Raw genomic sequence first — 14,108 nt, 5'->3', positions numbered from 1 at the left:
TGTTGAGGACAAATACCTTGGCTGAACAAACATATATCATTGGAATTGATCTTGGTACAACCAACAGCATTGTGTCATATACAAAAATAAATCCCGCAGAAGGTGAAGAAAATACCATCAAGGTATTCAATATTCCCCAGCTTGTGGATGCAGGGGTTGTAGTAGAGCGGGAGATGCTCCCCTCATTTATTTTCATGCCTGAAAAACACGATGTGTCCGATGGTGCCCTGGAGACGGGTTTCGGAACCGGAAACGCTATAACTGTGGGGGAATTTGCCAGAAATCGCGGTGCAGAGATTCCTCAGCGCATGATTTCGTCTGCCAAGTCATGGCTCTGCAATACCCTGATCGACAGGAACAAACCGGTGCTGCCATGGAAAGGGCCGGGAGATATTTCAAAAATGTCTCCGGTGGAGGCTTCTTCTGCTATTTTATCCCATATCCGTGATGCCTGGAATCATGTGATGGCAAAAGAAAATAAAGATTTTATAATAGAAAATCAGGATGTCTACTTGACCGTTCCCGCCTCTTTTGATGCAGTGGCCAGGGAATTGACGGCAAATGCCGCCACAATGACCGGTTTTGAGAATATAACCCTTCTTGAAGAGCCCCAGGCCGCTTTTTACTCCTGGATAGAAGCCCTGGATGACAAATGGCGAAAAGTTGTTAAAAAAGATGACACTGTGCTTGTATGTGACATTGGGGGGGGGACTACGGATTTTAGTTTGATCCGCATCTCGGAAGAGGAGGGGGATCTTGTACTGGAAAGAGTTGCCGTGGGAGACCACCTTCTTGTGGGCGGGGACAATATGGATCTTGCCCTGGCTTATTTTGTTTCCCAAAAGCTGGCGGAAAAAGGCAAGAAACTGGATGTCTGGCAGATGCAGGGCTTGAGCCACAGCTGCCGGAATGCCAAAGAAAAAATGCTTCAGAATCCGGAAATGGATAAGTTCCCCGTCACGGTTCTCGGGCGGGGCAGCGGTTTGATCGGTGGAACCATTAAAATAGACCTTGCAAAAACAGATGTTGAAAATATTCTTGTGGATGGTTTTTTCCCTCAATGTGACAGCAATGCTATGCCGGTTGCGCGACAGAAATCAGGAATCCGGGAGCTGGGTCTCTCTTACGAGGCAGATCCAGCAATCACAAAACATATGGCCAAATTTCTTTCCCGGCAAAAATCAAATGGCGAGAAAATGGAGATTCCCAACGCGGTTCTGTTTAACGGCGGTATCATGAAGGCTGATCCGGTACGAAAAAGGATTCTGGATACGCTTTGCTCATGGCGCAAGGAGGCAGGGCTTGACTCGCCTGAGGTGCGTGAAATTGCTTCGGAAAATTTTGATCTCTCCGTGGCAAGGGGTGCGGCCTATTACGGTCGGGCAAGAAGGGGAGACGGCATACGTATTCGGGGCGGCCTGGGACGATCCTATTATATGAGTATTGCGGCGGCAATGCCTGCGATTCCCGGACTGCCTGCACCGGTCAAGGCCCTTTGCCTTGCCCCTTACGGTATGGAGGAAGGCACCGAAGCACATGTGGAGGACCAGGAGTTTGTCATTGTTGTGGGAGAAGAGGTCAGTTTTGATATCATGGAGTCAACATGCCGTCATGAAGATGTTGTGGGAACTGTGGTGGAGGAATGGGAACAAGGCGAGATAGAAAATATGAGTACCATTGAAACCGTGCTTGAAGGAGAGTATGGGAGCGTGATTCCTGTGACCATTGAAATCAAGGTGACGGAAATAGGAACCCTTGAATTCTGGTGCGTTTCAAGGGAAGATGGCCAGAGATGGAAGCTTGAATTTAATGTACGGGAGAGAGACGATTTTGAATCTTGATGCCATTCGATATATCATTGGAATTGATCTGGGAACAACCAATACAGCGGTCTCTTATGTGGATCTTGAAGAAGGCGGTGGCAGGGGAAAATCTTATGCAAAAGGGATAAGAATTTTCAAGGTTCCCCAGCTTACAGGTGCAGGAGAGGTGAACAGGCTTTCGGTTCTTCCCTCTTTTCTCTACATCCCGGGTGAGTATGACATATCGGAAAATTCTGTTTTTCAGCCCTGGAACCCCACCCAGAAAAATTTTGCAGGGGCTTTTGCAAGAGATCACGGATCAAAGGTTCCTTCCCGTCTTGTCTCGTCCGCCAAGAGCTGGCTTTGCCATGATAAGGCGGACAGGCGGGCAAAAATTCTTCCCTGGGGAGCGCGAACGGATATGGGAAAAGTTTCGCCTGTGGATGCCACCTGTGCTTACCTGGAGCATATAAAAAAAACCTGGAATGCCGGGCGGGGAAACAATGAGGATCTTTACCTTGAAAACCAGTTTGTCGTGATAACGGTTCCCGCCTCTTTTGATGAGGTGGCAAGGGATCTGACTGTTGAGGCAGCAAAAATGGCCGGTCTTAAAAAAGTCACCCTGCTTGAAGAACCCCTGGCAGCCTTTTACAGCTGGCTGATTAAGCACGAAAAAGACTGGGCCAGGCATGTTAATCCGGGAGAACTTATCCTGGTGTGCGATATCGGCGGCGGTACAACGGATTTTACCCTGATTACCCTGAGAGAAACCCAAGGCACCTCCCGGTTTGAAAGAATTGCCGTGGGGGATCACTTGATCCTGGGAGGCGACAATATTGACCTTGCTTTGGCTCTAAGCGTGGAGAAAACTTTTGATAAAAACAGGCCAGCCCTTTCCGGAGACCGGTGGAAAGAGCTTTGTCACCAGTGCCGCCGGGCCAAAGAAAATATTCTGAGCGGCAAAACCGATGTGGAACATATTGCCATGAGGGGAGAGGGCAGGAGTCTGATCAAGGGTACGGTTTCTGCAAAACTGACCCGGGAGATGCTTGAAGAGACTGTCCTGGAAGGGTTTTTCCCGGATGTGGATATTGAAACGGTAAAAAAAGCTGACACGAGAAAAGGGATCAGCGAATTCGGGCTTCCTTATGAGCAGGAACCTGCCATGACAAAACATCTGGGATGGTTTCTGGAAAATCACAAGGCTGATATTGAACAGCTGCTCAACAAGAACCATGCACCCGACCATATTTTCTTTAACGGGGGATCACTCAAACCCAAAGTGATTACGGAAAAAATCAGAAAGGCTGTGCGGTACTGGTTTAAAGAGGAGGATGAGACCCTTCCCAGGGTCTTGGAAAACCCTGATCCTGATCTTTCCGTTGCTCTGGGCGCATCCTACTATGGTCTTGCAAAAATCGGCAAAGGCGTCAGGGTGGGAAGCGGCAGTCCCAGGGCCTATTATCTTGGAATTTCTGTTTTGGAAAATGGCAAACAGACTTCTGCCAAGGCTGTATGCCTTGTGGAAAGGGGGCTTGATGAAGGCACCGATATCCGGCTTGAAGGCAAGAAAATGACCGTGCTTGCCAACCGGCCCGTGAGTTTTGAAGTGTTCAGTTCCAGTTACCGTTCCGGCGACAAATGCTGTGATGTGGTTGATGTGGATGAGACTCTCACAACCCTTCCTTCCATTCAGACCATCATCAAATTCGGCAAAAAAGGTGAAGCAGCCGAGATCCCGGTTCAGGTTGAAGCGCAATATACTGAAATCGGAACCCTGGTTCTCTGGTGCCGTTCCCTGGCTAGTGACCACCGGTGGCAGCTTCAGTTTCAGCTTCGTTCGGGAAATGGTGCGGATGCTGTTGAGGTTGTTGAAGCGGAAGTGTATGAGGAAAAGCTGGTTCAGGCGGCATTGGGTGTTATACGAACCGCTTTTTCCAAAGAAAACAAACAGGATGGAACCGGGATTCCTCTGGTATCCGTGCCCAAAACCATTTCAAAAATGACCGGAACCTCCAAAGCCAAATGGCCCCTTTCCTTTGTCCGTGCCATTGCCGATCAGATGCTGGAAAATATTGAGGCCCGGAAAATATCGGCACAATTTGAACACCGCTGGCTTAATCTTACCGGTTATGCCGTTCGTCCCGGCTTTGGTCAAAGCTTTGATGAAGAACGGGTCAAAAAAATATGGAAAATTTTCAAGCAGGGGCCTGTGTTCAATAAAAGCGCCCAGGTCAAATCCGAGTGGTGGATTCTCTGGAGGCGTGTGGCGGCGGGTCTTACCGCAGGTCAGCAGCGGCAGTTTGTTCAGGAACTGAGTTCCCTTATCAGCCATAAAAAAACAAGCGCCCCTAAAATTTCTCCCCAGGAGCGTCTTGAAATATGGATGGCAGTGGCCAACATGGAAAGGCTGCTGGTCAAGGACAAGGTGAAATGGGGCAACCAGCTTTTGTCCGAGATGATTGCTAAAAAATCAGTTGATCAGCATTTCTGGTCCTTGTCAAGGATTGGGGCAAGAGAGCTGCTTTATGGGTCGGTTGACCGGGTAATTCCCCCGTCAAAAGTGGAGCCCTGGATTGAAAAACTGCTGTCCTTTAAGCAACAGAACCCAAAACCTGTGGCTGCCGCTCTAGTTCAGCTGGCAAGAAAAACCGGGGATCGCATGCGGGATATTAATCCGGAGACAATTGACCGGATACAAGAATGGATGACAAACCAAAATATTTCCGATGCCATGACAAAACCGCTTCATCATGTGGTTTGCCTCAGTAAAAAAGAGGAGAACACTATTTTCGGAGAAGCGCTTCCTTCGGGGATTGTTCTTCATGGGTAGTTAACTTTCCTCCTTTGTTGGTAATTTGTGCTGTATTTTTTTTTGTGATGATTGTTATGGGGGTGGTCAGGAATGAAGACATCGAGGAGACAATACCCAAATGATGAAAAACTCATACAAAATTAAGGGATTCAGCTCTGTTGTTTTTAGATTCTTAAGGGTTGTTATTGTTCTGGCCGTTGCTGTTGGTGCTGCAAAACTGCTCATCTCTTTAAAAGAAAAACCTGAAAAAAAACAAATTGTTAAAACACCTCCAAGTGTAAAAATCATGGTGGTAAAACCGGTTTCAAAAACTATGACCATAGACGCATATGGCACGGTAAAACCAAGAAAACTGGTAAAAATTGCCGTTGAGGTTCCCGGACGAATTGATTATTTGCATCCTTCTTTTATTGAAGGGGGGATGATAGGCAAGGGAGATCTTCTGGTCGGGATTGATCAAAGATCGTATCAACTGGAGCGGCAGACAGGGCAGGTGAGAATCAGGCAGGCAAACGCGGATATTGAGAGCTTGAAACAGGATATTGAAAATTTGAAAAACGATATCCTGCTTTCAACGGCCAATGTTGATTTAACCCAAAAAGAACTTGAAAGAGTCAAAACATTGACCCGTAATCAATTTGCGTCGAAAAACAGCCTGGACAAGGCTGAACAGCAATATTTGCAGGCAAAGATTCAATTGCAGAATATCCGTAACCGGCTTTTTTTGACAGATACCTTGATGGAGCAGAAAAAAGCCGCCCTTGCCATGGCCAGGGTTGATTTGCAAAAAGCCGACCTTGCGTTGCAAAAGACCCGTATTAATTCTGAGTTTAATGGGTTTGTCCTGGATAAGTTTGTTGAAAAAGCAGAATATGTCACCCCCGGTCAAATCCTGGGAGCAATGTATCAAAAAAACAGCCTGGATGTTGATGTGAGAATCCCTTTGGAAAAAATGAAATGGATTGAATCTTTTTTTCTCAATGGAAAAATGCCGGTTGCAAAGGTAATCGTGGCTAATTTTGACAGCATAAAAACATATGTATGGGACGCAAAAGTCGCCAGGTTAAAGGCCAATATCGATGAAAAGACAAGGACTTTGCCCATGACACTTGAAATACTGAACCCTGATGTCAAAATAAAACATATATTTGATTTAAGACCGGGTACATTTGTCAAATGCAGCATTATGGGACAGACTTACGACAATCTTTTTGTATTGCCACGGCATCTGTTAAGAGACGGTGATGTTTTTTTTACGGTAAACGACAGTCATTTGAAAATGAAGAAGGTCACTGTTTTAAGAAAATTTGAAGAAGAAATTTATATTAGCAAAGGACTTGCTCCGGGCGATAAAATAATCACATCTCCGCTTCCCGGTGCCCGGGAGGGAATGGCCTTGACCATAAAATCAAATGGGAACTAAAACATGAAAGCATTGGGAAATTGGTCTGTTGAACACAGGGTGTCCGTGAACCTGATCATGATTTTTCTCATTGTGGCAGGCCTGTATACGATTTTAAACATGAAACGGGAAATGTTTCCCCAGTTTTCTCTTGATATGATCGATATCTCGGTAGCATATCCCGGAGCATCCCCGGAGGAAGTGGAAGAAGGAATATGTATCAAGATCGAAGAGCGGCTCAAAAGCCTTGAAGATGTCAAAACAATGTACTCGACAGCCCTTGAGGGTCAGGGTTCGGTATTGTTGGAATTAAAGGCCGGGACAGACATAAATGAAAAACTTGATGAGATTAAAACCCAGATTGATCTGATTGATTCATTTCCTGATCAGGCGGAAGACCCGGTTGTCGTGGAAATTAAAAACAATGATCCGGCCATATATCTTGCTGTTTACGGGGATGCTGACGAAAGGGTGCTGCGCCATACAGCCGAAAAAATAAGGGACGATCTTGTAGAAACCGATGACATTTCACTTGCAAGCCTTATTGGTGTCAGGGACTATGAAATTTCCGTTGAAGTATCTGAAGAAACACTGCGGCGGCTTAATCTTTCTTTTGACCAGGTTGCTGCTGCGGTAAAAACAGGAAGCCTTGATCTGCCCGGTGGCAAGATCAAGACAAAGGGTGGGGAGTTTCTTGTTCGTGCCAAAGGAAAACATTACACTGGCGAGGAATTTGAACAAATTCCAGTGGTGACAAGAGAAGACGGGACAACCCTCCGGCTTGGGGATATTGCAACAGTTATCGATGGATTTGAAGATACGGATATCAAGGCACGTTTTAACGGTAAGCCTGCTGTACTGGTTGTTGTCCGGCGTACGGACAGTCAGGATAACATTGCCATTTCCAACACGGTAAAAGCGTATATTGAAAATCATAAAGATTCTCTTCCCAGAGGAATTGTCCTGGGATATTGGTTTGATATGGCCGATATGGTACAGGGCAGGATTGATCTTTTGTTGAAAAACGGCATCCAGGGCATATTGCTGGTATTTATCGTGCTGGCTTTGTTTCTTGATCTCGGACTTGCCTTCTGGGTGGCGGCAGGCATTCCCATATCCTTTATGGGGGCTTTTCTTGTTCTGGATTATTTGGGTGCCTCCATAAACATGCTCTCCTTGTTCGGGTTTATCATGACATTGGGTATTCTGGTGGACGATGCCATTATTGTGGGTGAAAATGTCTATACTCATTATAAAATGGGGAAATCTGCCAAAACCGCAGTGATTGACAGCATTGGCCGGATTGGGGCACCGGTTGTGATGGCCGTGACCACAACCATTGTGGCATTTATACCGCTGATGCACATTGCAGGGATTATGGGCAAATTTATCTCTATCATGCCCCAGACTGTGATCTGTATTCTTGTCATTTCTCTTGTTGAAGCCTTTATCATTTTGCCGGCACACCTGGATCATGCATTGACAACGGCAAAAAAGAATAAAACCTTGATTTGCCGTGTCTGTTTTTCCTGGCTGGACTGGTTGAAAAAAGATCTTTTAGACGGTCATAAATGGTTCCGGGACAGGGTTGAAAAAGCCTTGACCGGCTTTATTTATTCAATTTATACCCCTGCTTTAAAGTATTGTGTCAAGAATCAATATTTTACACTTGCCGTTGGGTTTGGGGTGCTGATTGTCAGTATCGGCTTTATGGCAGGCGGTCATGTGCCTTTTGTGTTTTTCCCGAAAACCGACAGCAACTGGATTGTTGCAGACATTATCTATCCCTTGGGAACTCCTTTTGAAGCTACGGAAAAAACCATAAAGCAAATTGAAAAAGGGGCTGTTGAACTTAATTCTTTTTTCAGGCATAGGGTGGAAGGAGGAGAAGATCTGGTTGTCAATCATTTTTCCCAGGTGGGTATCATTCCCAGAAGAGACTGGAAACCTGGTGTTTACGGAGGGCATTGCGGAGAAGCCTGGATAGAGATCCAGCCCGCATCAAAGCGGCCTGATATCTCCGCGCCTGATGTGACGGCAAAATGGCGTGAATTGACCGGAGATATTTTAGGGGCTGAACAGCTGAGCTTTTCCATTATAGGCGGAGGGCCAGGTGGAAACCCCATTGAAATTCAACTGGCCGGATTTGATCTGGAGCAGCTGGAACTTGCGGCAACCGCCTTGAAAAATGAAATTGCCAAATATCCCGGGACTTTTGATGTTACGGATAATTTCAGGCCCGGTAAAATGGAAAAACGCATTCATATCAAAAAAGGGGCCGGGTCATTGGGCATAACCATGGCAGATATTGCCACACAGATACGCCAGTCCTATTATGGAGATGAAGTTTTAAAGATCCAGAGAGGCAGGGATGATATCAAGGTAATGGTGCGCTATTCTCAAAAAGAAAGGGAATCGGAATCCAGTATTGATGAGTTGAGGATAAAAACCCGTGACGGCAGGCAGATCCCGTTGAACCAAGTGGCGGATATTGAAATGAAAAGAGGGTATTCAACCATTCAGCGGGTGGATAGAAAACGGATCATTACTGTTATTTCAGATATTGATGAAACTGCTGCCAATGCAAGACAAATTGTTGAAGATTTGAAAGAAAATTATCTGGACACTCTTGTCAACCGGTTTCCGGGAGTGAGTTATGATCTGGAAGGCCAGGCCAGGCGGACCGAAGAATCCATTGACAGCCTGAAACTGGGATTTTCCCTTGCAGCCATGATCATGTTTTTACTTCTTGCCAGCCAGTTTCGCTCCTATATCCAGCCGGTGATAATCATGACCGCCATTCCCTTCGGTCTTATCGGTGCGGTTGCCGGTCACTATGTCATGGATCTTGATATAACCATGATCAGTATTTTCGGAATTGTTGCTTTGTCCGGTATTGTGGTGAATGATTCATTGATTTTAATTGATTTTATCAATTCAAAAATCAGGCGAGGTGCAGGCATGTTCGCCTCTGTTATTGAAGCCGGTCAAAACAGGTTCCGGCCGGTTCTTTTGACATCTGTGACAACTGTTGCCGGACTTTTTCCGCTGCTTTTGGAAACCAGTTTCCAGGCCCAGTTTTTAATTCCCATGGCTGTTAGTATAAGTTTCGGCCTCATTGCAGCCACTGTTTTAACCCTTATTTTTGTTCCTGCTCTATATGTTGTTATTAACGACTTGACAAGACTCTTTGTTGCAGGAGAGGATGAAGTCAAAGTAGAAGATGAAATCAAATTAAGTAAAAACAAACCATCATTATATAAAGCAATTAAATAGAAAATTAACCTAATAAAAACAACAACCCAATAAAAAAAATAACCCAATAAAAAAAGCAATCAAAATGGACAATATATTTAATAAAAAATTTTGGCTCACAGAGTGGGAAAAGGATAAACAAACAGATACCTACAATGTTCATAAAGGTTTTTCCACCCCGGAATACTGGGATAAAGCTGCACAAACATATAATCAGAACAAAAAGGAAGTCCGGGATCGCCGCCTGGAAAAAACTCTTGAATTTTTAGAAAGAAGCGGGCTTTTGTTCAAGGGAATGACCGTCCTTGAAATCGGTTGCGGGACGGGTATGCTTGCCATTGAACTGGCAAAACAGGGAGCAAAGGTGACTGCCCTTGATTTTTCCCAAGGGATGCTATCTGTATTTAAACAAAACATTCCCAATGAAATTAAAGAACAGATCACTATTCTTCATGAAAATTGGTATAAGACGGATATAGCAGCAAACGGATGGGAAAAGAAATTTGACCTTGTGATTGCATTCATGTCCCCTGGTGTTGCAGGCCCTGACTCTTTTTTCAAGATGATGAGTTGTTCAAAAAAAGGCTGTGCCATAAGGGGATGGGCTGCAAAAAGAAAGCATACCATTCTTTCAGATCTGTGGCAAAAAATTATGGGAATCCCTTTGGAAGATAAACCGCAGAGCATTTTGTATAAAATAAATTTATTGTTTTCCATGGGTTTTTTTCCGGAGATTACCTTTGATACCATTGAATGGGAGCAAACCGTTTCAATCAAAGATGAATTTGACAGCCAGATGGCTTTTTTTCAAAAGGTAAGCAACAAACCTGAAGGTGAACTTGAAGAGATTATCCGACGTCATCTTGATACTGTCTCAACACCTGACAATCATATCGTCAGGCAGCATAAAGGGCTGACTGCCACGGCTGTCTGGATAATTGACAAATCTTATCCATAACGGTTATTAAGGATGGAACAGACATCACCATAACCAACAAAAAGACGCAGAAAACCTGTTGTTACAATTCATTCATGACAGATTTCATTATATACGACTCAAACGTTGAACAAATAATTCAAGCGGGAAGAGTACGTTGGAAAGTTGAAAATGAATTCCGGTTAATCGCCAAATTCAGAATTGCTGCATAAAAGATGTTCCCGTGATCATCCTTATCCCTGTCTGCTCAGTTCATCCTTGCTTCGTTTTCAGGTATAAACAAGGCTTGGGAGACAGCTGAAAGGCTTGAGCTGTTGAGGATTTTCAGCTGCTTGTTATAGCGGTTGCAAAGTTTTTTTACTTTAAGACATGCGCCATGGCTGTTGCAGTTAACCGGACATAAGACCACGTCGCACTGCTTGACTTTTGCTTTCAGATTTGTATGTGCATTTTTCATATATCCGTCATGATAGTTGAATTCTCCTCCTGCGGTTTCAACGATTTTTCTGTAAAGTGATTCCATTTTGGTTAGTCCGCCGATCATAAATATCCGTTTGGCACAGAGCTGATATCGTGGGCATGTATTTTCAGTACAATTACCGCTGATTTGGCAATTGCTTTTTTCAGTGCAGCCCGGAGATGCACAGAGTTTGAATCCCTCTACCAAGGATTGGATTTCCTCTTTCATCAATTCGTTTTTATTCCTGACACTGAAAAGCTCTATCTGGATGGATTTTTTTTCACGTTCCTTGATCCTCAACTTTTTCTGTTCGTTTTTAATGCATTGTTCAAGATCAGTGATTTTTAACTCTAAGCTGCGGGTGGTATTTTCCTGATAGCTCTTCGGATAAAGTGTTTTTTCCAACTCAGTTATCCTTGTTTGCATGGTAAGGTTTTCAGCCTTGAGCAAGGCTATTTTTTTTTTGTCTGCCTTTCGTATATCAGACAGTGTTTTGAATTCTTCATTTTTAAGGGTTATTTTTTTTTGCATTTGTGTGAGGATTTCCTCTGACCTGCGCTGTTTTTGCCGGATATGAAAAATTTCAGTCATGTTGGCATGTGCCTGCATATGTACTTCTCCGTAGACATCCTGGAGCAGTTCCATATCGGTGTTTTTATAGGAAACGATGGCATACATCATGGGGCCTACGTTTCCTTTTTTTAATTGTTTCTTCCAAAGTGATCGTATTTCATGATCCGGCAGGCCGTTGATCCGAATCATCAGCTTACGGGCAATGTTTAGGATATAATTGTTCACCTTTACCGACACATGGTTTTTATCATGAAGCTTTATCATGATCTGCTGGTGGTATTCATAGGGCTTCATTTCCTTTACGTTATAACCACATTTCTTTAAAATGTTTTTATGCTTTTCAACAGAAAGCATTGCACCAATAATCGGACACTTGAAATGGCTTTTCACTTCCCAGATGTTCATAAATTTTGACAGTATATCTGACATGTTTTTTCCTTTATTCTGATATTATTTCTTGGTTGAGTGTTTTTTTTAGTTTTTAAATAAAAGTTTGATTTCATACTTTTATCCTTAAAGTTAGAGATAACAAAGTTTGGATTGTCCAACTTTTTAAAAGAGAATATAAACTGGGTATCTGGGTTTTGTCAATAAAAAAAGTTAGGCAAGGCTAATTTTTTTATTAAAGCTAATAGAAGTATTCAATTCCATGTATCCGGACAGTTTAGTTTCTCAGGATTTTTACGCTTTCAATGTGTTGTTTTTTTGTTTCTAACTCCCTTATGGAGCATAAAAACTCCCTCTCGGGGTAGTAAATAATGATTTTTATATGTTAGGAGTGCCAAATATTTTAATTAAAAGCTAATATTGTATTGATTTATAATCAGGAGGTTGAATGGTCGGAAAAATATTTTTTATTGCAATTTTGTGTCTGTTTTTAATTCCGGGATTTTTTTGTGTAAATGCTCTGGCGTTAACAGGCCGGGATGTGATGGTCATGGTTGATGAGCGTGAAGATGGCGATGATTCAAAAACAATTGTTGAGATGACCCTTGTAAATCACAGGGGAAAAAAACGGGTAAGGCAGATGGTCTCTTATAGAAAGGACTATGGCAAAGATTCCAAAAAGCTGATGTGTTTTAAAAAACCAGCAGATGTCAAAGACACCTCTTTTCTCTCGTGGGAATGGGATACACCTGGCAGGGATGATGATAAATGGCTCTATATGCCGGCCTTAAGAAAGGTAAGGAGAATTTGTGGGGAATCCACCAATGATTATTTCATGGGAAGTGATTTCACCTATGATGACATGGGCAAAAGAAATGTTGATGAAGACACCCATTTCTTAACCGGAGAAGAATCAATCAATGGCTCAAGCTGCTGGAAGATTGAGTCTGTTCCCCTTGAAAAAGATACCTATTATGACAGAAAAATCCTGTGGGTCAACAAGGATGCAAAGGCTGTTGTTAAAGCTGAATATTATGATTCCCAGGGTTTGATTAAAACCTTTGCGGTCAAAGATTTAAAGCTGCACAACGCTATCTGGACCATCTTTGAGATGGAAATGCAAAATACAAGGGAAAATCATACCACAATAATGAAGATGAGTAATGTTAAATACAATATCGGCGTTGCGGATTCTTTTTTCCAGACTGCTACAATATCCCGGGGCATCGTCAGGTGAGATTTTGTCGGATAAAGACCTGTCTTGCGATGGTTTTGGGCTTTATTTTTGCCGCAACATCCCATGGTTTTGAATTTTCAGGCCGGGAATTTGATTTTTCAGGATATGTAGAGACACGGCATTGTATGCAGGTTGAAAGCCCCAATGATTTGCTTGCATCCGAGACAATGGCAAGGCTTGAAACGCGAAGCTTTAAGGACGTTTGGTCTTTATTTACATCAATAAATCTTTCGGCAAATCATAAATTGGAAGATGAATCAGGAATTTCGATGCATGAGGCGTATATTGATTATGTTGCTTCATCATGGGATTTACGCCTTGGAAGGCAGATTATTATCTGGGGAAATGCCGACGGCTTTCGCATCACGGATAATATCTCGCCTTCTGATCTGTCTGAATATATCACCAGGGATTTTGATGAGATCAGGATGGCGGTTGATGCCGTAAAATTAAGGTTCCTTGGAACTCATGGCACAGGTGAGTTGATTTATATCCCGTTTTTCAGGCAGGGTATTTCACCGGATAAGGACAGCCCCTGGTCTTTGGGGGATTTATCCTGCACCAGCATCACGGCCGGGAATAAACCTGAAAAAAATATTGAAAACGGGGAATTGGGAGCAAAGTATGCACTTTTTTTGCCGGGGTTTGATATGGCTGTTTCCTATTTTTATACCTGGAATGATTTTCCGTATTATGCATATACCGGCAACACTGGTTCGTGCCAGGTAAATCCTCAATTTTACCGTCTCCATATTTATGGTTTGGAATTATCCAGGCCTTACAATGATTTTGTTTTCAGGGGCGAGGCGGCTTTTTCTCATGGCAACCGGTATTTGTCAACACCCAGGGATGCTTCCCTTGAAAAAAAGGATCAAATCAAATGGCTTTTGGGTCTTGACTGGTCACCGGGAAGCAACTGGTTTTTGTCGTTCCAGGTTACAGAAGACAGAATCCTTGATTATTCAGCAAAGATTCAGCAGACAAAACAATCAGCAATGGTAACGGCGAATATCTCTAAAAAATTATTCAGGGAAAAGCTTATTTTATCAGGGATGCATTATTTAAATCTGGATGAAAAGGACAGCTTGACCCGGCTCAGTTCGGAATACCAGGTCATGGATGGTTTTTCCCTGTTTTTTGGTTCGGATATCTTTACAGGAAAAAGATCAGGCGGTTTTGGAAGATACAAGGATAATACCCAGGTATGGGCCAGGGCAAAATATAGTTTTTAATTATAATA

General features: G+C 43.4%; 8 protein-coding genes. 7 read left to right on the top strand and 1 reads right to left on the bottom strand.

Annotated features, from left to right (window positions below; genetic code table 11):
* The first annotated feature begins 17 nt into the window (after positions 1–17).
* The 5 genes from TOL2_RS17715 (at position 18) to TOL2_RS17695 (ending at position 10,232) form a co-directional block, all read left to right on the top strand.
* The gene (locus TOL2_RS17715) at positions 18–1,841 is read left to right on the top strand and encodes an Hsp70 family protein (protein ID WP_014958667.1); all 1,824 of its coding nucleotides are present in this window, start codon (positions 18–20) and stop codon (positions 1,839–1,841) included.
* Positions 1,810–4,635 (top strand): Hsp70 family protein, encoded by a 2,826-nt coding sequence (locus TOL2_RS17710; RefSeq protein ID WP_051012454.1) that lies wholly within the window; start codon positions 1,810–1,812, stop codon positions 4,633–4,635. Before TOL2_RS17715 ends, TOL2_RS17710 begins: the two co-directional genes overlap by 32 nt.
* 100 nt (positions 4,636–4,735) lie before the next feature.
* Positions 4,736–6,040, top strand: coding sequence for an efflux RND transporter periplasmic adaptor subunit (locus tag TOL2_RS17705; protein ID WP_014958665.1), 1,305 nt, complete (start codon positions 4,736–4,738; stop codon positions 6,038–6,040).
* Positions 6,041–6,043: 3 nt separating this feature from the next.
* Positions 6,044–9,295: an efflux RND transporter permease subunit gene (locus tag TOL2_RS17700; RefSeq protein WP_014958664.1), complete on the top strand. Its 3,252-nt coding sequence runs from the start codon at positions 6,044–6,046 to the stop codon at positions 9,293–9,295.
* A 64-nt stretch (positions 9,296–9,359) separates the two neighbouring features.
* Complete coding sequence (locus TOL2_RS17695) at positions 9,360–10,232, top strand: class I SAM-dependent methyltransferase (protein WP_014958663.1); 873 nt, start codon at positions 9,360–9,362, stop codon at positions 10,230–10,232.
* Positions 10,233–10,458: 226 nt separating this feature from the next.
* Here the strand turns inward: TOL2_RS17695 and TOL2_RS17690 are convergent, their stop codons facing one another.
* A complete protein-coding gene (locus TOL2_RS17690; protein WP_014958662.1) occupies positions 10,459–11,673 on the bottom strand; it encodes a DUF2325 domain-containing protein in 1,215 nt (404 codons plus the stop codon).
* A gap of 406 nt (positions 11,674–12,079) precedes the next feature.
* Here TOL2_RS17690 and TOL2_RS17685 point away from each other — a divergent pair, with 406 nt between their 5' ends.
* Both TOL2_RS17685 and TOL2_RS17680 read left to right on the top strand, forming a co-directional pair.
* Positions 12,080–12,868, top strand: a complete 789-nt coding sequence (locus TOL2_RS17685) for an outer membrane lipoprotein-sorting protein (protein WP_014958661.1) — start codon at positions 12,080–12,082, stop codon at positions 12,866–12,868.
* Between the two features lie 29 nt (positions 12,869–12,897).
* Positions 12,898–14,100: a DUF1302 family protein gene (locus tag TOL2_RS17680; RefSeq protein ID WP_014958660.1), complete on the top strand. Its 1,203-nt coding sequence runs from the start codon at positions 12,898–12,900 to the stop codon at positions 14,098–14,100.
* Positions 14,101–14,108 lie beyond the last annotated feature (8 nt).

Source organism: Desulfobacula toluolica Tol2, from assembly GCF_000307105.1.
In the GTDB taxonomy this organism is placed as follows: Bacteria; Desulfobacterota; Desulfobacteria; order Desulfobacterales; family Desulfobacteraceae; genus Desulfobacula; species Desulfobacula toluolica.
The sequence above is the reverse complement of the archived record's forward strand: the minus strand, read 5'-3'. Positions and strand labels throughout refer to the sequence as shown.